Below are 23,558 nucleotides of genomic sequence, written 5' to 3' on the forward strand. Positions count from 1 at the left end.
TCACAAGAAGAGCGCCTTTTAGAAAGAATTTCCGCTATTGCCTGGACTCAATCTCAAGCACCATTTCGGCGTGCCTCTGGTCTGTCAGGCGGTATAAATAGCCGAGCACAAGCATGGCGAGAGACAGGGCGACCGCCGGATATAAAAGGAGAATCGCTTTAATGCCGAGAAGCGTCCCCGTTTTTTGGGCAGCATTCGGGACATAGCCGACGATGCTGAGCCCGATCCCCGAAAGAAACCCTGAAAGCGACTGGGCCAGCTTTCTGGAGAAATTGAACAATGAATAGACGGTTCCTTCTTTCCGCTCCCCGGTCCGCCATTGTCCGTAATCGATCGCGTCTGATACAAAGGCCCAGGTGATGCCGTTCGGAATGCTGATTCCGATAAAGGCGATGCTTGCAAGAAGCGTAAATAAAATCACATTGCTCGGCATCGCGAAGTTGATGATGTCAGCCGTGACAGAGATCGCAAGACCGAGGATCGCGGTCTTCTTTTTGCCGAACTTTTTGACAAGCTTCGGCAGCATCATGACGCCGATAAAGGATGAACCGATAATAATGAAGTTCATCGACGCCATCAGCTCGGCATTGCCGAGGTTGTATTCGGCGAAGTAGACGAGCATCGCAGATTTGAGATTGTACGCGGAAATCGTAAAAATCGTCATGAAAATCAATGTAAGGAGCGGTTTGTTTGTAAAAAACGTTTTTGAAATGGCCTTGAGCGTCACTTTTTCATTGTTATATGTCTGATCCTTGACGATAATTCTCTCCCGGCAGTTCCGGTAGCAAATGTAGAAAAACAGCACGCCCAAAAGCGACATCAATCCCATGACGACCGGATATCCGACGGCAGGGTTGTCAAATCTGACGATCATCGGAATGACGACAATGCTCGTCACAAAAAGGGCGCCGAGGCTTCCGGCCTGACGGAAGGAAGCGAGCGATGTCCGTTCCACCGAATTTTGCGTGATGGCGGCGCCGAGCGATCCGTAAGGGATGTTGACAAATGAATACCCCAGCCCCCAAAGCATGTATGATGCGTAAGCGTAAATCAATTTGCCTGTCGGCGAAAGGTTTGGCGAAATAAATGTCAAAACAGTCAAAATCGCGAGCACAATGCTTCCATATAACAAATACGGCCTGAATTTCCCCTTTGGCCCGATGTTCTTCCGGTAATCGATCGATGTCCCCACAATCGGATCTACGACAGCGGCGAAAAGCTTGCTCACAAGAAAAATGCCTCCTGCCGCAGCAGCGGGAATCCCGGCTACATCCGTAAAAAATTTCAGCAAATACAGCTGTCCGAGGTCAAACATGAATCCGTTCCCAAAATCTCCGAAGCCATAAGAAACTTTTTCTTTTAAACTTAATTTCTCCTGGGTGGCGACGACTGTTTCAGTTTGTTTGTTCGTCTGTATTTCCATGGGAATGCAGCTCCTCTAGTTCATTTTGTCTTATTTCACATTCAAGCGGTCTTTCACCTCAAATTGAAAATATTCCTTTGCATTGTGATAGCAGATTCCTTTGACAATCCGCCCGAGCAGGTCAATGTCGTCCGGGGCTTCGCCTTTTTCCGCCCAGTCACCGATGATATCGCAGAGCAGGCGCCTGAAATATTCGTGTCTTGTATAAGAAAGAAAGCTGCGCGAATCGGTGAGCATTCCGATAAAACGGCTCAGCAATCCGATGTTTGCGAGTGATGTCATTTGTTGGAGCATGCCGTCCTTCGTATCGTTGAACCACCACGCGGTCCCATGCTGCATTTTCCCCGGGATTCGCCCGTCCTGAAAGCTTCCGCACAAACTGGATATCACGACATAATCACGGGGGTTCAAAGAGTACAGAATCGTTTTTGGCAGGGCATCTTTTTGATCAAGGGAATCGAGAAAACGGCATAAAGGTTTTGAAATATCCTGATCATTGATGGCGTCATAGCCTGTATCAGGGCCGAGCTTTTCATACATTTTGCTGCTGTTGTTTCGGAGCGCATTAATATGGAGCTGCATCGCCCAGCCTTTTTCTGCGTAATAGGTTCCCAGAACATGGAGTGTATACGATTTAAATCTGCATTCTTCTTCCTCCGTCACCCGTTCGCCGTTCATCGCCTTGGCGAAAATCGGCCGCACTTCTTTTTCATCTGTTTCCACATACATCATTTCATTGATCGCATGGTCGGAAATTCGGCCGCCTGCCTCATGGAAAAAATCAACTCTGTTTTTAAGCGCTTTCAAAAATTCGTCATAATCGTCAATTGCCATCGAACTTGCTGCCTCAAGCTTTTTCACCCAGCCGGAAAACCCTTCCTGATTGATTTCCAGGGCCTTGTCAGGCCTGAAACCAGGTAAAACGCTTACATTGAAGTCATCTTCTTTCAGCTTGAGATGATATTCAAGACTGTCTGTCGGATCATCCGTCGTCACGACCGCTTCAACATTTGATTTCTCAATCAAGTCCCTCGCACCAAAGCCGTCTCCGTTCAGCTGTTCATTGACACGCTTCCAAATCTCCGGAGCGCTTTTTTCATCAAGCAGATCATAGATGCCGAAAAATCTTCTAAGCTCTAAATGTGTCCAATGATATAACGGATTGCCGATCGTCATCGGCACGGTCCTGGCCCAGGCCTTGAATTTTTCTTCATCAGGCGCATCTCCCGTGATATATGCCTCGGCTATTCCGTTGGCCCGCATCGCTCTCCACTTGTAATGGTCACCGTACAGCCATACTTCGGTGATATTGTTGAAGGTCTTGTTTTCGTAAATCTCTTTTGGACTTAAATGGCAGTGGTAGTCGATGATCGGAATATCCTTGGCATACTGGTGGTACAACGTCTTCGCGGTGTCGGTTGATAGAAGAAAATCGTCGTTCAGAAACACTTTCACTGTTTTTCACCTTCCTTTTGTTATAATGTTAACGTTCACATTTTGATGGTTCAGAAAAAATGTGAACGTTAACATTTACTCTTATTTTATATCACCCCGATCGATTTTTCCATTATTTTCTCATAAGAAAATCCCAAAACGGCTTTTCATTTTGGGATTTTGTCATCCTTTCAGCGTGACCCTCAACCCTTACAGTCTAGAAAGGCCGAGCATCGGAGCGGACTTTCGCAGGATGTGATGACGGCGGCGTTCAGGCAGGACGCCTGCGCAATTTAGCCGCCGTTCCTTTTTCTATTCGTGAGCACCGACTTAGCAGGCCTGACAACGAACGCCAGGGTTTGTCGACACGCTGAAAGAAGCCGCAGGCGGCTTCTTTATGGCTTTTTCTTAAATTCCATCGTAATCACCGTCCCCCGTCCGGTGCGGCTGTCGACTTGGATGCATCCGTCATGGAGGTGGACAAGCTCAAGCGAAATGGCGAGGCCGAGGCCGCTGCCTTCAGTCGCATCTTTTGTATGCGTGCCCCTGTAATAGCGGTTAAATAAGTTTGAGACGGTTTCGGAGTCCATCCCTTTGCCATTGTCTTGAATCTTGACGATGATGTATTGCTTTGATTCTTCAAGCTTCACTTTAATTTCGGTGCCTTTTGTATTATGTTTCACCGCATTGGCGAGAAGGTTTTCCAAAATCCTTTTAAACCAGCTCCGATCAATTGCAAAAGTGGTCTCCTCTTGCTGATACTCAAACGATACATGGTAGCCTTCTGAAAACGGATGCCGCTTGAACGCTTCGACAAAACTTTTTAAAAACGGCACAAGTCTGACCGGCTGGCGCTTAATTGGCAGCGCCCCGTTTTTTAATCTGTATGTCAAATTCAAATCTTCGATCAGCTGGGACATATAGTCTGATTTTTCTTTCATCGCTTGGCCGATTTCGCAAATTTCTTCTTTTGACCAGTCGTAATTCGGAGACTCAAGCATCATACTGTAGCCGTAAATCGTGCTGAGCGGCGTTTTTAAATCATGGGAGAGCCCGGCAATCCACTCTTCTCTCGTCGTCTGGATTTTTTTGCGGTTCTGCTCGTCTTTTTGCAGTGTTTCCATCAGCTGCTCCATCGATTCAAAAACTTCGTTAAACAGCCGGTACGGCTGCTTCCTTTTCCCTTTTTTATTTCTGCTTCTCGGACGGCCCTTGCGGTTTTTCGGCTCTTCAAAACGCCCTTTCGAAAGATTGGCGATCCATTTGATCGTATGGATGATCGGCATGCCGAACCTGAAGGAATACCATAGTGTCATCACGCTCATCAAAACGAGCAGTATGGCGATCACAAAGAGAATGATTTTTAAGGCAAGACCGATCATTGATCGGTTGAACTCATGATCCGGGTTAAAAATCGGATTCGGCGTCGCCGCGATCAGCCATTCCGTTGCGCTTAAGCGCCGGTATGAAAACTCATGTTCGTAGTTCCACGGCTTTGATTGATATTTTATAAGCTCCAGCTCATTGATTCCCTGACTGTAGTCAATATCTTGAAAAACGGATTGTAAAAGCGTACCTTTTTCATTAAACAGATAAACGGAGCCATTATTTTTCTTAATAAAGTCAAGCGTGCTCTGTTTATAGGAAGAAATGTCTGCCAAATCCTTTTCTTCTCTCTCCAAATAGGACAGGATCGTATCGCTTTTCGACTCCCATCCGAAAATGATGACGTAGTCCTTGTCATGAATAGACGCCGACCAAAAGTTGACCTGGTAGTCTTTAATTTTTTTTTGGTCAAAAACGGAGACCAGGTCTTCCTTCTGATACTTTCTCTGGATTTCCGGCGGGAGATGATAGGAATAAACGGTCTCCTCTTTGCCGTTTAAGATTTGCAGCCAGCCTCCCTGCTTATCAACAGCCGCTTTCAGAATGTCTTCAACCTGCCAATTGTTATGATCGTCAACACTGATCCAAGTTTCAAACGTATCTGAAGTGGCTTTCGCCAAACCGGTATCCGCTTCGCTTTCGCTTAACCGGAGAGCGAAGAAGATTAATGATAAAAACAGAGTCGAGGCGACAAGCAGCAAGATGAGGAAAATTTGGCTGACGAAATGGACAACTAATTTTCCCCTGAGCTTCATCCTTCACTCTCATTTCTTGCAGGGTTTGGCATGAATTTATAGCCCAATCCGCGAATGGTGACGATATACTCCGGATTGCTCGGGTCTTTTTCGATTTTCTCTCTCAGCTTTCTGATATGCACCATGACAGTGTTGCTGTCGCCGTAAGAAGGAACCCCCCACACCTTCTCATAGATTTGATCCTTTGAAAGCACCCTGTTCGGATGATCGCAAAAGTATTGCAGAAGCTGAAGAAGCTGTGCTGAACAGTTGACGGCTTCACCGTCAACGATAAGCTCCGCGAAGTCAGGGTGAAAAGTAAAGCGGTCATATTCGTAGGCTGAAGACGCCGCAGCAGCAGCGACTTCTTTATGTATGTAGGTTCTCTTTAAATGAGCTTTAATTCTGGCAATAAGCTCCAGCGGATTAAACGGTTTTGTAATATAGTCATCCGCACCGTAGGCAAATCCGGAAAGCTTATCAAGATCAGACGTTTTCGCCGTCAGAAAAAAGATCGGGGCATTTGTGTGCCGTTTGATTTCAGGTGATATATCAAACCCGGTCTGTCCCGGCATCATGACATCAAGCAGAATTAAATGTACGGTTTCTTTTTTTACGATTTCCAGTGCCTCTTCTGCGCTGTTTGCAGTCAGCACTTCGTTGAAGCCTTCTTTCGTCAGGACGCGCTTCACCATTTGAACAATGGCATCTTCATCATCCACAATCAAAATCGCTGCATTTTCCACTATCCTTCTTTCCTTTCTCTCTATATCATGTTTGTTATATCCTCATCTTACCATCTATCTTATCTATATCGGCAGCCATTTTTATATTTTAAAGTAAAAATAAACTTTTTTAGTAATCATTTATTCCATTGGATAATGATTGGAATAAAAAAACAGACACCATTTCGATGTCTGTCATCCGGTGGCAAGCTTTTGATCCTCCGCTTTTGGCAAAAGGTCGTAAGTCAAACACACCGGCTTGCCTGTGCGCGGATCGGCTACGATCTCCGCGTCGATTTGAAATACCTCTTTTAACACTTCTCGTGTCATCACTTCATGCGGCTCTCCCTCTTTAATGATCGCGCCGCTGTTCATAGCCACCATATGATGGGCAAAACGGGCGGCATGATTCAGGTCATGGATGACCATCAAAATCGTTCTGCCTTCTTCCTGATTCAGTTTCTCCAATAATTTTAAAATATCGAGCTGGTGCGCCAAATCCAAATAGGTCGTCGGTTCATCAAGCAGCAGCAAATCCGTCTCCTGTGCGAGCGCCATCGCTATCCAGACGCGCTGGCGCTGCCCGCCTGACAGGGCTTCAATCGGCCGTTCATAAAACGGCAGCATTCCCGTGACCTGAAGCGCCCACTCGATCATGCGGCGGTCGCGATCCGTCAGTCTGCCGATCCCTTTTTGGTGCGGAAAACGACCGTAGGAGACAAGTTCATACACGGTCAGTCCGCCGGGTGCTTCAGGTGTTTGCGGCAGAATCGCCATTTGTTTGGCGATCTCTTTCGTCGACAGCTGATGAATCGCCTTGCCATTCAAATAAACGGCGCCTGTTTTCGGCCGCTGTATTCTCGCCAAGGTCTTGAGAATCGTTGACTTGCCGCAGCCGTTCGGTCCGATCATAGTCGTGACTTTCCCTTTTGGAATATTGAGATTTAGGTTTTCGACGATGGTTTGTTCCCCATAGGCAATCCCCAGCCCGTTTGCAGAAAGCGACACCTTGCAATCTTCCCTTCTTTTAGTTTGTTTTCATAAGCAAGTAAATAAAGTACGGCGCTCCTAAAGCGGCGATGACAAGCCCCACGGGAATTTCCGAAGGCGAAAGAACCACCCTGCCGATCAAATCGGCCAGCAAAAAGAGCAATGCACCGGTCAACGCAGACGCCGGTATGAGAAGCTGATGCTTCGGGCCGACAAGCCTTCTGGCGATATGCGGGGCAACAAGACCGAGAAAGGTAATATTGCCGCCCGCGGCCACACAGGCGCCGCTGAGGGCTGCCGCCGCCAGGAGCAGTGTGCGTCGCTCTTTTTCCACGGCCGTTCCAAGGCCTACAGCGATCTGGTCGCCAAGGTTCAGGACATTTAAATAGCGCGCTTTATAAAAGATAAACGGGATCAGTACGGCAATCCACGGTAAGATGGCGGATACAAAGTTCCAATTTGCGTTCCAGATGTTTCCTGACAGCCATACAGCGGCCTGCATAAAATCATTCGGGTCCATTTTCAGCTGCAGCAGCAAAATTGCCGCGTTGAACGCCGCATTGACCCCGATTCCGACTAAAACAAGGCGCACCGGGTCAAGCCCCTTTTTCCACGCCAGCACATAGACAAGGATGACCGCGACACAGGCGCCCAAAAATGCAAAAATCGGCAAAGAAAAAATCGTGCTTGTCTGCAGGTTGTCGGTTGTGCCCTGGAAAAAGAAGATGAACACGACAACGGCAAAGCCCGCTCCGGCATTGATCCCCAAGATTCCCGGATCAGCCAGATCGTTTTGGGAAACACCCTGCCAGACGGCGCCGGCTGCGGCAATCCCTGCGCCGATCAGCATGGCGAGCAACATCCGGGGCAGCCGGAATTCAAACAGCACAAGTTCATCCTGCGGTGTTCCGCCGCCGAATAACGTTTTCAAGGCATCCAGCGGGGCTATACGTATTTCCCCCGTATTCATGCTTAGTAAAAATATTGCAAAGATCAGTGCGGCCATGATCAGCATCACCACTGCCGCACGGCTGCTTTTTTTCTTGATCGTCTCCATTAGAGCCCCCTCCTTTCCCTGCGGGCCAGATAGAGAAAGAACGGTACACCGACAAGCGCCGTAACCGCTCCGACAGGTGTTTCAAATGGGGGATTGACCATCCTTGCCGCAATATCGGCATAGATGAGCAACACCGCTCCCAATATCGCTGAACACGGTATAATCCAGCGATAATCGACACCGACTAAAAAGCGGGTGATATGCGGAATGATCAGTCCAATGAAGCCGATGGCTCCAGCCACAGATACAGCCGCGCCTGTCAGCAAAACGACGGATATGATGCCGAGCGCCTTGACCGTTTTTGTATATTGGCCAAGCCCTTTGGCCAATTCTTCCCCAAGGCTTAGCACCGTAATGGAACGGGCGATGAAAAAGACGAGCGCGAGACCGAGCGCCGCTGCCGGCAGCAGGAGCTTGATGCTCAGCCATTTGGTTCCCGCAATTCCGCCTGCGTACCAAAAGCTCATATCGCGCGCCACATCAAAGTGAATTCCGATGGCTGATGAGAAAGCGCTCAAGAAAGTGCCCACTGCCGTCCCCGCCAAAGCCAGCTTCACAGGTGTAAGACCGCCTTTTGAAAACATGCCGACGGCAAATACGATCGCGGCTCCAAAGCCGGCTCCGGCGAATGACCACATCATCAGCCCGACCGAAGAGACCCCCGGAAAAAAGGCAAAAGCGATGGCGATGGCAAACGTTGACCCTTGGGTGACACTCATGATTTCCGGAGATGCAAGCGGATTTCTCGTCATCCCCTGCATCACCGCCCCGGAAACGGCCAGACAGGCGCCGACAAGCGCTGCGCCGACCGTTCTCGGCAGCCTGAGTTCCTGGATAATTTGATGCGCCGTATTTTTTGAATCGAAATGAAACAGCGCATCCCAAACCGTGCCGAGCTTGATGTCAGCCGCACCAAGGGCAACCGACAATGCCGCGCCGAACAGCAAAATGACGATCCCGCTTATCAGGACGGAAATAGCTAGAAGGGGACGGCTCAGCGGACGCTGTTCATTGTCGGGCTCGTCCCCGCTGTTGATATGATGTATATTTCTGTATGACCTCAATCGATGCCATTCCTTTCATTCTATTCGCGATCGATAACGATTATCATTTTCACTGTATAGTATAACAGCCTCAGGCACATTTTTTCATCATAAATTTTGCAAAATAAAAAAAAGCCAGCCGGTCTTCCGCTTCAAGACACGGCTGGCCCGGCGGTTATGATGCCTGGCTATTACTGAATTTTTTATGAACGAACGGATAGATCACAAGCCCGACAAAAAACAGCCCGATTCCCAAAATAAAGGTGAACCAGTCGGAAGTCCCCGACACAATCACCCATAGAGAATATCCAAGGGCGGCCAGTGCGATGATGCCGTCTCCTGTTCGCGATCCTTTCAGCTCATCATACGTATCGCCTTTGATAATCAGCTTCAAACTGAAAACAGCTGCGACGAGATAAGGGACGAGATACGCAAGAGTCGCTGACGTTGTCAAAAACGTGAAAGCCTGGCTGATCGTTCCCGAAATCGTTGAGAATATAAAGATCTGGGACATCAGATTGGTGATGATCAGAGAGTTGACCGGACTTCCTTTTTTGTTCGTTTTCGCAAAAAATGCGGGGAAATCGCCGGCTTTTGCCGCCTGATACGGAACCTCGGAACCGATCAAAATCCAGCCGAGCATGGAGCCGAATAAAGAAATGATCGCCAAGACCGCCATCACCACGCTGCCAAAGCCGCCGATAATCGCATGAAGCACATCAACGAACGGTTTGTCTGAAGCCTGCAGCTGATCATGCGGAATGATGCCCATTGTAATTAACGTAATGACCATATAAATGCCGAGGGCGATCAAAAGGCCGGTAATCGTCGCCCGTTTGACATCCCGCTGGGAGGATGCGCGTCCTGATAAAATAACAGCTGATTCGATCCCGACAAACGCCCACAGCGTGGAAATCGCCGCATTGTGAACCTGTCCGCCGAGTCCGATGCTTTTGCCTTCTGATTCAATCGGAAAATAAAATGATTCAAATAATGACACCTGAAAAACGAATAATCCGGCAACAATAAACAGGACAAAGCCCATCACTTTCGAAAAGGTCGCCAAAAAGTTGAGCTTTCCAGCTCCGTTTATACTGGAGACGAGTATGAAATGTGTTCCCCACAAGAGAATCGTACAAACGATAAATGTCATAAGCTGTCCAAGCGTCACGGTGTGGCCGCCAAGCTCAAACATCTCCCGTCCGTCCGTCAAAATCGGCAGGAACGTAGTCAAATAGCCGGCAAGGCTCGTGATGATGGCCACATTGCTGATCCAGCTTGCCACCCAATAGCCCCATACCATCGTGAAGCCTGCGGCGTTTCCTTTTTTAGGATCTGAGAATAAAGCTCTTGCATAGCTTTGCGGGCCGGCTTTCAAATCCGGACGGCGGATCGATAAATGACCGAAAACAAGGGCGATCATGAGCACTCCCGCACCCGTCACAAGCCATGCCGCCGTTACGCCGAACGGGCTTGCCGTCTGGGCGAGTGTACTAGGGAGCATAAAAATCCCCGAGCCGACCATATTGCCGACAACAAATGCCGTCAGAAGCCAGAAGCCCCATTTTTTTGTCTGTTCCATAAAATATAACCTCCGAGCATTTTATAAAAAATATGCCGGACCAGACCGCGAGATCATTCAAAATAAAAAAAGCATGAACAAAAGTCCATGCTTTACTTCACATACACTCTTGATCCCCGGATAGCCCTCCGCGGAAAAACCCGCGGCAGTCCTGCACTTATTCAATGCAGACCCAGCATAAAGAAGGAATGGCTTCTTTACGCTTCGGCGCTGATGCCTTTTGCATATGGTCATAGGCCCCATCAGCCTCACACATGCGACTCATCATCCGCGCAACCTCTACCTCACTAAGAGTTAAGAGTGAGGATTTATCACATATTCACATCCGAAGGTTACCAGAGAAATTTTAATCTGTCAAAGGGAACTGATGGAAAGAATAGAAAGGGCCGCCTTTTTACAGGCAGCCTCTAAAAGGTGGAGGCATTCTCCGCCCTTTCATCTATAGATGGTTATCGGTTATTTTTCTTTTTGTTGACCGCTTGTTGCAGAGGATCTCCTTGCAGCGCTTGTCCAGCGTCTTCAAGAGCTCCCTGAACGGCATTGCGGTCTTTTGTTTTACTTTTTTCTCTGTCCTTATTATTGAAGAGAAAACCCACATGAATCACCTCTTTAATATTGTGATACATTGTTAATTTGACCTTTCTTTAAAAATTTATTCAGCAAATCGAATGAAGGCATTGGACCAAAGGCACAGAACATTTTGGGTTTTTATGCTGCAAAAATTTAAAATCGCATCCGAAAGTTGACAGAATCAGTCTTGATGACCATTAGATCTCTTGATATAGTTTTCTTTAGGAATTTGTTATACAGTCTTAAAGGAGAAGCGAGATGACAGGAAAAACACACATCATGGGGGGAGTCGCTTCTTGTACGGCTGTCGCTTATTATTATGGATTTGATCCCGTATGGATGACCGCTTCCGGAGTCCTCGGGGCATTGATACCGGATATTTGCCATACGAAAAGCAAAATCGGCAGAAAGCTTCCGATTTTATCTGCGCTGGTCAGCTCTGTTTTCGGACACCGGACATTTACACACAGCCTGCTCTTTTTGCTGCTGACGGCATTCACAGCTCATTTGTATTTTAAAGACCAGAGCATACTGATCGGGCTGACGGCGGGAATGGCCAGCCATTTACTTCTCGATGCAGGAACGACAAACGGCATCAAGCTTTTCTTTCCGTCCTCCATCAAGTTTCGCCTTCCGCTTTACATCAAGACAGGCGGAAAGGCTGAACAGGCTGTTATGGCAGCCCTCACCGTTCTTTCATGTTATTTTATTGCCGCCTTGATGGCATGATAAAAGGATTTGATTTTTAAGGCGAAATGTTTGAGGGGCTTGACTATACGCGAGGAGCTATTATAAATGAAAGAACAATTCTTCAAAAAGCAATGGTTTTTATGCTTATCGATTTTTTTCATGTGGATGAAAACATATTTCATTTACAAGCTGGGGTTTCATTTACAAATTGACAATTGGCTCCAGGAGCTGATTCTGTTGATCAACCCGCTTAGCTTTCTCATCCCTGTATTCGGCATCAGCCTCTTTTTCCGTGAAAAGGCACAGCGCATGTTTTTAATCGGAGCGAATATCATCCTTACGGGCATACTCATCTCAAACAGCATTTTTTACGGCTTTTACATTGATTTCATTACGATTCCCGTCCTGTTTCAGGCGAAAAACCTCGGGGGGCTTGGAAGCAGTTTTCAGGAATTGTTCAATCCGATGTTCATCGTTCTTTTCTTTGATTTGGCCCTCTTGCTATGGCTTGCGAAAACCCGTGGAAAAACAGGAGAAAAACTGACGGCGAAAGCCATCAAGGTTTATTATGCGGCGGCTGCGGGGGCGGTATTGTTCAATATTGCCTTGGCGGAGATTGAACAGCCGAAGCTTTTATCTTATTCATTTGACAGGGAAGCGCTGGTCAAAAATATCGGACTGTATCAATTTCATCTGCTTGACGGCGTTTCCCAAACCTTTAATTTAACGCAAAAAGCGGTTGCCGATGAGACCAGCCTGGCGACGATCGAAAATTACACGAACGCCGACTACAGTAAGCCGAATCAAGACATGTTCGGCATTGCCAAAGGCAGAAACGTGATTTTTGTTACGCTCGAGTCGACGCAGAATTTCGTGGTCAATGAAAAAGTGAACGGACAGGACATCACCCCGTTTATCAATGAGTTGATCCATCAAAGCTATTATTTCGACCATTTTTATCAGCAGACTGAGCAGGGAAAAACATCGGATTCCGAATTTATCGTCGCCAATTCGCTTTATCCGTCTTTGAGCGGTTCGGTTTTTTTCACCAAAAGCGAAAACGAGTATAATTCGATGTATCAAACACTTGGAAAACAAGACTACACCTCAGCTGTTTTCCACGCCAACCATAAAAATTTCTGGAACAGAGATGTGATGTACGAATCTCTCGGCATCGACAGATTTTTTGATGTATCGTATTTTCATGTAACGCCTGAACATTCCACAGGCTGGGGGCTGAAGGACAAGGAGTTTCTTACGCAATCGGCAGACTTGATGAAGGATTTGCCGCAGCCGTTTTACAGCAATTTGATTACATTGACCAATCACTTTCCGTTTATTATTGATGATAAGGATAAGCTGATTGACGAATATGATTCCGACAGTGAGATTTTGAACCGTTATGTAACAACTGTCCGCTACCAGGATGAAGCATTAAAGCATTTCATCGCCAAGCTGAAAGCAAACGGCCTTTACGAAAATTCGGTTATCGTACTGATGGGAGACCACTACGGCATCTCTGAAGCACACAATGATGCGCTTGCGCAATTTTTGGGCAAGGAGGAAGTGACACCTTACGATACCGTTCAGCTGCAGCGGGTCCCGCTGATCATCCATATACCGGGGATCACGGATCAAGCGCCGAAAACAATTTCCGAAACAAGCGGGCAAGTGGATGTCAAACCGACATTGCTTCACCTGCTGGGAATTGATACAAAAGGCATGGTTCAATTCGGCAACGACCTTTTCTCTGAAGACAGAATGCCGTTTGCAGTCTTAAGAAACGGAAGCTTTATTACCGATGACTATGTCTTTACAAAAAACACCTGCTACAGCCAGAAAACCGGAGACATCATTGAGGACGCTGGAAACACGTGCGGCCCGCTTGTCGAAAAAGCAAATGAGGAGCTGTCCCTTTCCGATAAAATCATCAATGGGGATTTGCTGAGATTTTATAAAAAATAGACCGCTTCCCCTTTAAGCCGGCTGCTTAAAGGGGCTGTTTAGATTAGCGGTCATATGGGTAATATATACCGAATATTTGAAATGAGCTTGCGGATTGACGCACCCTTCGTTACTCTAAAAAAGCAAGGTTATTTCGAGGGGCGATTATTTCATAAAGTGATATAAAATATGATAAACAAGAAGGTAATAACATGAGTGAAACAGAACGAACAACAAACAAATTACCGATTGTCGCCGTGCTGATTACGGGTACTTTTATCGCGATTTTAAATCAGACATTGCTGACGACGGCTCTCCCGCCAATCATGGAAGATTTAAACATTACACCGGGACTCGCCCAGTGGCTGACGACGATTTTTATGCTCGTGAACGGAATTATGATTCCAGTTACGGCTTTTTTAATTGAAAAATTCACGACCAGAAAGCTGTTTATGACCGCGATGTCCCTGTTTACGGCAGGAACGCTGATCTGCGCTCTTTCGTTCAGCTTCCCTGTTTTGATTGTGGGACGAATCGTTCAGGCCGCAGGCGCAGGAATCATGATGCCGTTGATGCAGACCGTGCTTTTATTGATCTTCCCGAAAGAAAAACGCGGCTCTGCGATGGGAATGGTGGGGCTTGTCATCGCCTTTGCGCCCGCCATCGGACCGACCTTATCCGGCTGGATCGTCGATCGCTATCCATGGGAAGTGCTGTTTTATCTCCTGCTTCCTTTCGCCGTCATCGACGTGATTGTCGCCTACTTTATCCTGAAAAATGTGACGGAGCAAACATCGCCTAAGCTCGATGTGGCGTCAATTATTTTGTCTTCTTTAGGATTCGGCGGCATTTTATACGGCTTCAGCAGTGCGGGCGTTTCCGGCTGGTCAAGCGCGGATGTGCTGATCGGATTTGCCGTCGGCGGCATTACACTCGTTTGGTTCATTTGGAGACAGCTTCATTTGGAAGAGCCGATATTGGAATTCAGGGTCTTTCAATACCCAATGTTTACGCTGGCTACGGTCATCGGCATGGTGGTCTTTATGGCGATGATCGGAGCGGCGACGATCGTTCCGATTTACATGCAGGATATGCGCCACTTCACTGCCATGGAATCGGGAATGATGCTGTTTCCGGGAGCGGTGATGATGGGGCTGATGTCCCCGATTACCGGCAGGATTTTTGATAAAATCGGCGCGCGCACGTTGAGTATTACCGGTTTAACGGCGATTTTCATTACAACGCTGTTGTTGACCCACCTGTCTGAAACGACCCCCTTCGCCTATTTGTCCGTCGTCTATGCGGTGCGGATGATTGGGATGGGAATGGTGCTAATGCCTGTAACGACTGCGGGCCTGAACCAGCTTCCGCGCCATTTGATTCCGCACGGCACCGCCATGAACAATACGATGAGACAGATGTCGGGGTCGATCGGCACGGCGGTTTTAATTACCATCATGACGCAGCGCGCGCTCGCCGACCCGGCTGGGCCCGGCTCAGAAACGGCGATGATTCACGGAGTAAACGTCGCCTTTATGGCAGCGGCCGTGTTGGCCGGAATCGGATTGGTCCTTTCTTTCTTTATCAAGCAAAACCACCGCGGCAGCCTCGGCGACCGCAGAAAAAAACAGACGAAAAGCCGTTTGGTTCTTCACGAAGAATAAAAAAACCCGGACTCTGTAAAAGAGTCCGGTTTTTTTAATGATCATTCAAATCCTCTGTCCATTGTATCAGGATCTGGACCTACGCGTTCATCTTGATTAAGCGCATTGATTTTTTCGACATCTTCCTTCGCTAATTCAAAGTCGAAAATATCGGCATTTTCGATAATGCGGTGTTCTTTGACCGATTTCGGGATAGTCACGACTTCGTTTTGCAGATCCCAGCGCAGAATCACTTGTGCCACGGATTTGTTGTATTTTGTTGCGATCCCTTTTAGCCCTTCATGATCAAGGAGTTTCCCCTGCATGAGCGGAGACCATGCTTCCAGCTGGATTCCCTGCTTTTTGCAGTAGTCCCTTAATTCAAGCTGCGTCAACCGCGGATGGAATTCAACCTGATTGACCATCGGTTTGATTTCCGCGTCCTCCAGCAGGCTTTCCAAATGGTGCACATTGAAGTTGCTGACGCCGATGGCTCTGACTTTGCCGTCTTTGTACAACTTCTCTAAGGCGCGCCATGTCTCTTTAAATTTATTTTGATCTTTTCCCGGCCAGTGGATCAAATATAAATCAAGGTAGTCAAGGCCGAGTTTTCTAAGGCTTTCATCAAAAGCCGCCAATGCTTTTTCATAGCCTTGGTCACTGTTCCACACTTTTGAAGTGACAAACAATTCTTCTCGGGCGACGCCTGACTCTTTAATTCCCTTGCCGACGCCTTCTTCATTTTGATAAATAGCAGCGGTATCGATGCTCCGGTATCCGTTTTTAATGGCTGCTTTTACAGATTCAACAACCTGGCTGCCTTCTTCCACTTTAAAAACTCCGAGACCAAACCATGGCATTTTGACCCCGTTATGTAACGTCACAGTGTCCTTCAAACTGCTTACCATATGAATGACCACCTTTCATTGATTTTAGGTGCGTGAACCGCATCATTTCCATTATCTCATAATGGTGGGAATTGACATAATAAATTGCTCATTCGGCGGATAGGGCTAAAACGAGCGCACCTGTGATCCCGGCATCATCTCCAAGTCCCGGCGGCACAATAAAATCTTCAAGATCCGGAAGATCAACATAGCCGTTGAGATATTCGGACAGCTTTTTCCGAATGAGCGGAAACAATTGCTGCTGTTTCATGACCCCGCCGCCCATAATGATTTTATCAGGACATAAAATCAGGATGTATTGCATAAGCGCCTGTGCTAAATAATCGGCTTCAAGCTCCCATACTTTTGTTTCCCCGGCAAGATCCTTCCCTTTTTTGCCCCAGCGTTTTTCAAGAGCGGGGCCTGACGCCATCCCCTCAAGGCAATCGCTGTGATAAGGACAGTTTCCTGCAAAGGAATCCTCCGGACTGCGCCTGATAAGAATATGCCCCATTTCAGGATGTGTAGCGCTTTGAACCAGTTCGCCCCCGATAATCGCTCCGGCGCCGATACCTGTACCGACTGTAATATATAAACAGCTGTTCAGACCTTGTGCCGCTCCTTTGGTTATTTCCCCAAGCGCGGCAGCGTTTACATCAGTCGTAAAGGAAACGGGTACACCCAGCCTTTTTTCCAGTTCGGGAATAAACGGATATGCCTTCCAGGCTAACTTCGGCGTATTGGTGATGTATCCGTATTCCTCTTTTTCTTTTGCAACACATATAGGTCCAAAAGACCCTACTCCCATGGATGTGAGCTGATACTTGCTGAAAAAAGCCGTCAGCTCTCCAATCGTTTCTTCAGGCGTTTCCGTCGGAATCGTCAGCCTGTCTATGATTTCTCCGTTTTCTGTTCCAACTGCACAAACAAACTTTGTGCCTCCTGCTTCTATTGCACCGTAATGTTTCATCCTCTCGGCTCCTTTTTGGTCTGTATTTTTTCACTTCTTTAATTGAATGATAAATCAGACCATTCAGGAAAGCAATCACGGGGAGCCTATTCATCCAGCATCGCAGCTTCCAGATCATTCATGTACTGGCGCAGCCGATAGGCGGTTTCCCGGGAAATTTGCCGGTTTTCAAACAGGTTCTGAATCTCATTGCGGATGATTTGCACAGATTTCAGCCGAATCTCTTTTTTCTGCCTTTCATAGCGCTTGTTTTCCTTATGATCAGCATCCCAGTGCTGAAGCTTCAATATGAAATGCCGATAAAATGCGATGACCGACTTGGACACTTCTTTATTATCATCATTCATCTGCCTTTTGACCGCTTCAATGGCCGCTTTTGCCGTTTGCATCCTTGCTTTCCTGAGCAATCCGCTGTATTGATGAGGGGACCGGCTGATGTCTTGTTTTTTGTTGTCTGCGAAAAATCTAGTCATGAGATGCCGACATTTTGTGAGTGATACACCCGCTTTGAATGGATTGGAAAAGAGCAGTTCTTTTTCCTGCAGCCTTTCCTGCAGCTGATGCGCCATTTGCTCTGTCAGCTGTTTGTTTTTCCGCATCTGTTCCAGCTCCGCCTGCTCCGCTTTTAAAGCGTATACGCGGATTTTATTTTCCATCCTTCTGAGGCGCAAAAGCTGCTTTAGCGAATATTGTTCAAACCTGAGGCTCTTTATTTTGTCATTGTATTCGGATATGACGGCCAAAGCAGCGGCCCGGTTTTTTTCATTCATCTCCTCCTTTAAGGCCTTGATCGTCGTTTTCATCAATTTTCTTCTGATACTTTGCAGCTGGCTGCCGGACGCCGGCTGCGGTTTTCTTTCTGACAGAAGCGGCAAAAAGACACTTGCGATCAATAAGGTACTTAAAATCACGCCTGCGGCTAAAAAAATGATGAAATCGCGTTCCGGAAAAGGGCGGCCGTTCCCCAATACGAAAGGAATCGAAAATGCACCGGCCAGCGTGACAGCGCCGCGGACTCCGGCAATCGAGATTTGCACCAGGGAGCGCAGCTTTTCCCTTTTTGAAGTTTCTTGTGTTTTGAGCCCCCAATTCCCCTGCCAAAACAACAATAGCCAGACAAAGCGGAGAACCGTCAAAAGAAGTGTAATCAGCAAAATGTCGCTGATCACTTTCAGATTATTAAACGCTTCATCACCAAAAATGACAGACAGCGCTTGCGGCATCTGCAAGCCGAGCAGGACGAAGACGAGACCGTTCAAGACAAACAGGATGATGCTCCATGTGCTGGACGAAACGATCTGAAGCTTGACCATCGCCGATTCGGCTCTGTCATGTTCCGCCGCATGAACGATTCCGCCCGCCACAACGGCAAGAATACCTGATACGCCGAGCTCTTCGGCCGCCAAATAAACCGCGAAAGGCGTCAATATTTGAATCAGCATATGCATTGTGACATCTTCCATCCCGAATCGGCGGAGCAAATAGCGGAACCGCAAAATGAAAAAGGAAAGAACGGCCCCGGTCAAAAGGCCGCCGATCGCAATGATGAAAAAGCTGACGACCGCCTGAGATAAGGAAAAAGCTCCTGTCACGGCGGCGGCGATCGCAAATTTAAAAGCGACAAGCCCTGAGGCATCGTTCATTAAGCCCTCTCCCTCAAGGAGACGGATGACATCCTTGGGCAGATTGATTCGTTTCGAAAGCGCGCTGACGGCCACAACGTCTGTCGGCGACAGGATCGCGGCCAGCGAAAACGCCGCCGGCAATGAAATGTTCGGAATCAGCCAATGGATGGCATATCCCCCCAAAAGCACGGTGACAAAAACAAGGCCAAACGCAAGCAGCAGAATGGGAATCCGCAAGTTCCACAATTCATTTCTCGGAATCCTTCTTCCGTCATTAAACAAAAGCGGAGCGATAAATAAAACGAAAAACAGCTCAGGACTGAGTGTCATCTGCAGCCCGCCCGGAAACACAGCTGCGATCATCCCCAATCCTACCTGAATCAGGGGAATCGGGATAAATGGAAGAAACCGGTGAATGATATTTGAAATCGCAATGATGGACAACAAAACCAAAACGGCGAGGAAAATGGCCACTGGTGCACCTCCTGGCTGCTCCTGAACATATCTCTTATGTGTTCTTCTTTGTTCAGTATTGATGAAATCAAGGAACATATACATGCGATCGGAAAAGAGGTGTTGTCGCAGGTGAAAACGAAGTGTTACCCGAGGAGGGAAAATGATGGAGCATCCTTACCATATCTATCGCGCTTTGTTTCCTGTATTAACAAAATACGTCCACCTTGCCGCCTGCTCGGGAGGCGCTTTGGCGCTGCCTGTAGCAAGGGCAATCGAGAAATATCACAGCACACTGCTTGAAACAGGTGCGAATTGGCAGGCGCACCTTGCAAAGATGGAGGAAGCGAAAGAGAAGTTCGCCCGGCTGATCGGGGCGGAAATAGACGAGATCGCCGTTGTGCCATCTGTTTCCGACGCGGTTTCCGCTATTGCCGTTTCCCTGCCCGAACATCCCAAAAGGCGCCAGATTGCTTTCACTGACCTTGACTTCCCTGCCATCGGCCAGATTTGGCTCGCTCAAGACCGCTTTAACCATCATCTGACTGTGATACACAGTCAAGACGGGATGATTCGCACAGAGCAATACGAAAAAGAAATCAACGATCAGACGCTTTTGACTTGTGTCCCGCATGTCTCTTATTGCAATGGCGTAAAACAAAGCTTGACAGAGATAGCGGAAATCGTTCATCACAAAGGCTCGCTTTTGTTTGTTGATGCCTATCAATCGGCAGGACATATTCCGATACATGTCAAAGACATGAAAATCGATATGCTTGCCGCTGGTACCCGAAAATATATGCTCGGCATCCCGGGAACGGCGTTCTTGTATGTCAGACGCGAACTTTGCGAACAGTTGAGGCCAAAATTAACCGGGTGGTTTGGAAAGAGCCGGCCGTCTTCCTTTGATTTGCTCCATTCAGGCTTTGCAGAGGGGGCTAAACGTTTTGAGACCGGAACACCATCATTCATCGGCCTTTATGCGGCTGATGCGGCGCTAAAGCTCTTGCTTGAGGCCGGGCCGGAAGAGATCGAAGCTTATTTGCAAAAGCTTGCCCGATTTTCTTTGCAGTACGGCGCTGATAAAGGCTTGCAGATCATCGGGCCTCAAAACCTTCATAACAGATCGAGCCTGGCCTCATTCCGCGTCAAAGATGCGACGCAGATCGAAGCGCTGCTCAGAGAAAAAAATATCATCACATCAGCAAGAAATGGAGCGGTTCGAATCGCCCCCCATTTTTATAATACGAAAGAGGACATCGCGCACGCAGTCGATGAGCTGGCCGCATTGATTCATCGTCGTACTTTAAAATAGACAGATTAGGATTTTTTACTTAAACTATTAGCAAACATTTCATCAAGGAATGAGATATATTGAAGCGTTATGTCAACGAGGACTTAGAAGAGATGAAAAAGACACACCGCCGCAAAGTTTTATTTACACTGTTGGCCGTTATCCTTGCAGCAGGCATTCCCATCAGCTATATCGTATACACCCATTTTTACTCGATGAACCACTTGCCGAAGGGTGAATGGATTGAATCCTCCACATCTCCAAATCAAAAATACAAATTGGATATCTACAGAGTAAAAAAAATCGGGGCAGCCAACGGGTATTCAATCAGAGCCGAAGTGACAACAGTCTCGACCGGCAAACGGAGAAATTTGTACTGGGGGAAGCAAGAATACGAGGCGAATGTCAAATGGAAAGACCGCCGCCATGTGTCGATTAATAACAAGGTGCTCGACGTCCGTACAGATACATATGATTGGCGAAGAGAGTGATCATGTCACTCTCTTCAGCGTGTACAACCGGTCTGGAACATCTTTTAAAAACGGACTTTCCTCTCCAAGCGAAAAAAGCCGGAGCTCATGCATCGCTCTTGTACAGGCGGTATAAAACAGCGTCCGCTCGCTTTCCCGCCAATATCGTTTTTCCGAGCTGTCATAAAGGATGACGGCGTCAAACTCAATCCCTTTTGCCAAGTAGACGGGGATGACAATCACGCCTTTTTGGAATGTGCGTGTTTCTTTATCAATCAGCTTCAGCTCTGTCTGCTTTTGCAGATGCTTTGCCGCTTCTCTGCATTCCTGAACCGTTTTACAGATGACCGCGATCGTCTCCCGTCCTTCATTTTGAAGGGACGCAATGCAGGACGCGATCCTTTCATGATGCAGAGAGGCATCATCCGAAACCGTCAGCACCGGTTTTACACCGCTGCGGTTGAACGCCTCGATCTCTCCGGCGCCCTTGAGCAGCCGCTTTGTAAACTCGACGATCTCCTTAGTCGATCTGTAGCTTCGCATCAGCCTGACCATCTCCATTTTCTCCCCCTCAAACACGCCTTCTGAAAGGAGCTCTTTTTGATCGGGGGTATGGGCAAAAATCGCCTGATGAAAGTCGCCTAGAATCGTCATTTTGCTTGCAGAGAACATCTCCTTTAAAAAAGCCAGCTGAAACGGCGAGTAATCCTGCGCTTCATCGATAAACACATGGCGGATCGCGGTATTTTTCTCCCTTTCCTTCATTTTGTTTTTCAAGTATAAAAAAGGAACGGCATCTTCATACGGAAGCCGGCTGAAGCGAAAGGTTTCCGCCGTATATTCGCAAATGCTTCTCCAGCCTTCCGGACGGCAGGCTCCACCGTGCCAGTCTGAAAAAAGCTGCAAGTATGTTCTCTTGAAATCAATGAAGCCCAAAGCCTTTACCGCTTGCTTCAGCGGTTTGAATTCCCTTTCGACAATGATTTTTGCAAGCAGCTTCTGCTCTCTTTCATAATCATCAAAGGTGTCTCCGGCAAATTTCCGCTCTTTTTGCAGCTGCTGATAGACTTGCAAATATTCCTCTTTATCCAGCAGCTCGCTTTTTTCAAGAGGCCAGTCTTTTTTTCTTTCTTGCTGTTCTTCTTTTTTCAACACCGACAAGAGCCATTTCGCTGTCATTTCAATTCGCTGCGGAAGCGGGGTTGAGGCGTCGAACGTTTGAAAATAATCGTGAATTTGCTCAGCGGACACCATTTTGCTGCCGCGGAACACGATATGTTTAAACAATATATTTCCTTTTGCCAAAAATCGCGCATAATCATCAATCAAGGTTTTGAAGGCAAGGCTTGATTTATACTCAATCGCTCTCTGCCGAATCCGGCCGTCCTCGCGTTCTGCAGCCGTCAGACAAAACTCCAATTGATCGAACGACGTTTCACAAGATATCTGCTTTCCGAGCTGGCGTGTTACATACTCCTGGAATGTCGTCTGCTGAATGTTTTCTTCCCCGAGCTCAGGCAGGACATTGGCAACATAGCTGTTAAAAAGAAGGTTCGGCGAAAAAAGAAGCATTTGATTGGATTCGATCCGTCCGCGTCCGCGGTACAGCAAATAGGCCGCCCGCTGCAGCGCCGCCGACGTTTTACCGCTTCCCGCCGCTCCCTGAACAATTAAATAACGGCTTTTTTCATTGCGGATGATCTGGTTTTGCTCTTTCTGAATCGTGGCGACAATGCTTTTCATCCGGGTATTGGCCTGGTTCCCCAGCACCTCCTGCAGCATTTCATCACCAATCGCCATATCTGTATTAAACATCGCTTTCAGCCGCCCGTTTTTGATGAGAAACTGCCTTTTCAGCTCGACCGTCCCGCTTATCGTCTCTTCCGGAACCTCATATTGGGCGGGTCCGGGCGGATAGTTGTAAAACAAGCTGGAAATCGGTGCCCGCCAGTCGTATATCAAAAATTGCTCTTCCTTCTCATCCATCAGTGAACTGAGCCCGATATAAACAGATTCAACCTGTTCCTCCCCATCCTCTAAAAAATCGACGCGGCCAAAATACGGCGATTCCTTCACTTTTAAGAGTTTTTTCAATTGGCTGTAAAACTGCTTATGGCTTCTTTCCCTTTCTGACAAAATCCCCGCCTGCTGTTGAATGCTTGAGAATGTTTCGGCCGTTTCAATGTCATCAGCCAGGTTCAAGGAGACATCATCCCAAAAGTTTTTTCTTAAACCGATGATATCCTCCTTTAAGCCGCCGGTCTTCTCCTTTAGAGAATGAAGCTTTTGCTCCAATTCTTTTAAAACGAGTCCAATTCGTTTTTCTTCTTCAAGCCATTCTTGATTGGCCTCCTGCATCAAAATCACTCCCTAAAAAGATTTGACATTGAAAAATATCCGTGATAAAATAAATATGGATAAAAATATAAAAAATGATATTTTGTGTTAAAACACACTTCATCTTATCATATCAGCGTGAATGAAAGCAACAGAAAAACCGATTTTTCATTGATTTGAAAAATCGGTTTTTCTGTTATGGTTATCAGAAGACATAAGACCATCTTAATACCAGCATGTTTCCTCTTTAAACACAATTACCTGTATAATTTTCCAATTTCTTTTCAAGGTTACTAACACC

At 47.3% G+C, this 23,558-nt stretch carries 18 protein-coding genes and 1 riboswitch; of the genes, 5 read left to right on the forward strand and 13 right to left on the reverse strand.

Annotated features, from left to right (window positions below; translation table 11 throughout):
- Positions 1-34 precede the first annotated feature (34 nt).
- The 9 genes from ACINLD_RS14775 to sspJ form a co-directional block, all read right to left on the reverse strand.
- On the reverse strand, positions 35-1,417 hold the full coding sequence (locus ACINLD_RS14775; protein WP_026588739.1) for a glycoside-pentoside-hexuronide (GPH):cation symporter: 1,383 nt from the start codon (positions 1,415-1,417) through the stop codon (positions 35-37).
- 36 nt (positions 1,418-1,453) lie between these two features.
- Positions 1,454-2,878 carry a glucuronate isomerase gene (gene uxaC / locus ACINLD_RS14780; protein ID WP_277691653.1) on the reverse strand — a complete coding sequence of 475 codons (1,425 nt, stop codon included), beginning with the start codon at positions 2,876-2,878 and terminating at the stop codon, positions 1,454-1,456.
- 374 nt (positions 2,879-3,252) lie between these two features.
- Positions 3,253-4,998 (reverse strand): sensor histidine kinase, encoded by a 1,746-nt coding sequence (locus ACINLD_RS14785; RefSeq protein ID WP_277691654.1) that lies wholly within the window; start codon positions 4,996-4,998, stop codon positions 3,253-3,255.
- Positions 4,995-5,723: a response regulator transcription factor gene (locus tag ACINLD_RS14790; RefSeq protein WP_277691655.1), complete on the reverse strand. Its 729-nt coding sequence runs from the start codon at positions 5,721-5,723 to the stop codon at positions 4,995-4,997. The genes ACINLD_RS14785 and ACINLD_RS14790 overlap by 4 nt, the downstream gene beginning before the upstream one ends.
- Positions 5,724-5,897: 174 nt before the next feature.
- Positions 5,898-6,710, reverse strand: a complete 813-nt coding sequence (locus ACINLD_RS14795) for an ABC transporter ATP-binding protein (RefSeq protein ID WP_026588742.1) — start codon at positions 6,708-6,710, stop codon at positions 5,898-5,900.
- 19 nt (positions 6,711-6,729) lie between these two features.
- Positions 6,730-7,707 (reverse strand): FecCD family ABC transporter permease, encoded by a 978-nt coding sequence (locus ACINLD_RS14800; protein WP_372708724.1) that lies wholly within the window; start codon positions 7,705-7,707, stop codon positions 6,730-6,732.
- 41 nt (positions 7,708-7,748) lie between these two features.
- The gene (locus ACINLD_RS14805; protein WP_409444262.1) at positions 7,749-8,813 is read right to left on the reverse strand and encodes a FecCD family ABC transporter permease; all 1,065 of its coding nucleotides are present in this window, start codon (positions 8,811-8,813) and stop codon (positions 7,749-7,751) included.
- Positions 8,814-8,967: 154 nt separating this feature from the next.
- Entirely contained in the window at positions 8,968-10,374 is a 1,407-nt protein-coding gene (locus tag ACINLD_RS14810; protein WP_026588745.1) for an amino acid permease, read from the reverse strand.
- Positions 10,375-10,487: 113 nt separating this feature from the next.
- A riboswitch (Lysine riboswitch) is annotated at positions 10,488-10,664 on the reverse strand.
- 159 nt (positions 10,665-10,823) lie between these two features.
- Complete coding sequence (gene sspJ, locus ACINLD_RS14815; RefSeq protein WP_410207084.1) at positions 10,824-10,970, reverse strand: small acid-soluble spore protein SspJ; 147 nt, start codon at positions 10,968-10,970, stop codon at positions 10,824-10,826.
- Positions 10,971-11,202: 232 nt separating this feature from the next.
- On the opposite strand from sspJ, the gene ACINLD_RS14820 reads away from it, so the two are divergent.
- From ACINLD_RS14820 to ACINLD_RS14830, 3 genes are all read left to right on the forward strand, one after another.
- Positions 11,203-11,673, forward strand: a complete 471-nt coding sequence (locus ACINLD_RS14820; protein WP_077735569.1) for a metal-dependent hydrolase — start codon at positions 11,203-11,205, stop codon at positions 11,671-11,673.
- A gap of 66 nt (positions 11,674-11,739) precedes the next feature.
- Positions 11,740-13,599: an LTA synthase family protein gene (locus ACINLD_RS14825; protein WP_026588747.1), complete on the forward strand. Its 1,860-nt coding sequence runs from the start codon at positions 11,740-11,742 to the stop codon at positions 13,597-13,599.
- Between the two features lie 191 nt (positions 13,600-13,790).
- A complete protein-coding gene (locus ACINLD_RS14830) occupies positions 13,791-15,242 on the forward strand; it encodes an MDR family MFS transporter (protein ID WP_077735571.1) in 1,452 nt (483 codons plus the stop codon).
- Between the two features lie 41 nt (positions 15,243-15,283).
- Here the strand turns inward: ACINLD_RS14830 and ACINLD_RS14835 are convergent, their stop codons facing one another.
- The 3 genes from ACINLD_RS14835 to ACINLD_RS14845 form a co-directional block, all read right to left on the reverse strand.
- A complete protein-coding gene (locus ACINLD_RS14835) occupies positions 15,284-16,129 on the reverse strand; it encodes an aldo/keto reductase (protein ID WP_026588749.1) in 846 nt (281 codons plus the stop codon).
- A gap of 88 nt (positions 16,130-16,217) precedes the next feature.
- Complete coding sequence (locus ACINLD_RS14840; RefSeq protein ID WP_026588750.1) at positions 16,218-17,078, reverse strand: ROK family protein; 861 nt, start codon at positions 17,076-17,078, stop codon at positions 16,218-16,220.
- Between the two features lie 86 nt (positions 17,079-17,164).
- Positions 17,165-19,177, reverse strand: a complete 2,013-nt coding sequence (locus ACINLD_RS14845) for a Na+/H+ antiporter (RefSeq protein ID WP_077735574.1) — start codon at positions 19,175-19,177, stop codon at positions 17,165-17,167.
- Positions 19,178-19,322: 145 nt separating this feature from the next.
- Between ACINLD_RS14845 and ACINLD_RS14850 the strand changes: the two genes are divergently transcribed.
- Entirely contained in the window at positions 19,323-20,471 is a 1,149-nt protein-coding gene (locus ACINLD_RS14850; RefSeq protein WP_277692943.1) for an aminotransferase class V-fold PLP-dependent enzyme, read from the forward strand.
- 59 nt (positions 20,472-20,530) lie between these two features.
- Complete coding sequence (locus tag ACINLD_RS14855) at positions 20,531-20,941, forward strand: DUF5412 family protein (protein ID WP_026588753.1); 411 nt, start codon at positions 20,531-20,533, stop codon at positions 20,939-20,941.
- On the opposite strand, the gene helD is transcribed toward ACINLD_RS14855, so the two are convergent.
- A complete protein-coding gene (helD, locus tag ACINLD_RS14860; RefSeq protein ID WP_410207051.1) occupies positions 20,942-23,278 on the reverse strand; it encodes an RNA polymerase recycling motor HelD in 2,337 nt (778 codons plus the stop codon).
- Positions 23,279-23,558 lie beyond the last annotated feature (280 nt).

The organism is Bacillus sp. z60-11, assembly GCF_046464135.1.
GTDB classification, from domain to species: Bacteria; Bacillota; Bacilli; order Bacillales; family Bacillaceae; genus Bacillus; species Bacillus sonorensis_A.

What these genes read in the sequence shown, in the direction of transcription:
- ACINLD_RS14785 (WP_277691654.1), bottom strand. Translation starts at nt 4,998, where the DNA reads ATGAAGCTCAGGGGAAAATTAGTTGTCCATTTCGTCAGCCAAATTTTC.
- ACINLD_RS14800 (WP_372708724.1), bottom strand. Translation starts at nt 7,707, where the DNA reads ATGCTGATCATGGCCGCACTGATCTTTGCAATATTTTTACTAAGCATG.
- ACINLD_RS14810 (WP_026588745.1), bottom strand. Translation starts at nt 10,374, where the DNA reads ATGGAACAGACAAAAAAATGGGGCTTCTGGCTTCTGACGGCATTTGTT.
- ACINLD_RS14820 (WP_077735569.1), top strand. Translation starts at nt 11,203, where the DNA reads ATGACAGGAAAAACACACATCATGGGGGGAGTCGCTTCTTGTACGGCT.
- ACINLD_RS14825 (WP_026588747.1), top strand. Translation starts at nt 11,740, where the DNA reads ATGAAAGAACAATTCTTCAAAAAGCAATGGTTTTTATGCTTATCGATT.
- ACINLD_RS14830 (WP_077735571.1), top strand. Translation starts at nt 13,791, where the DNA reads ATGAGTGAAACAGAACGAACAACAAACAAATTACCGATTGTCGCCGTG.
- ACINLD_RS14835 (WP_026588749.1), bottom strand. Translation starts at nt 16,129, where the DNA reads ATGGTAAGCAGTTTGAAGGACACTGTGACGTTACATAACGGGGTCAAA.
- ACINLD_RS14840 (WP_026588750.1), bottom strand. Translation starts at nt 17,078, where the DNA reads ATGAAACATTACGGTGCAATAGAAGCAGGAGGCACAAAGTTTGTTTGT.
- ACINLD_RS14850 (WP_277692943.1), top strand. Translation starts at nt 19,323, where the DNA reads ATGGAGCATCCTTACCATATCTATCGCGCTTTGTTTCCTGTATTAACA.
- helD (WP_410207051.1), bottom strand. Translation starts at nt 23,278, where the DNA reads ATGCAGGAGGCCAATCAAGAATGGCTTGAAGAAGAAAAACGAATTGGA.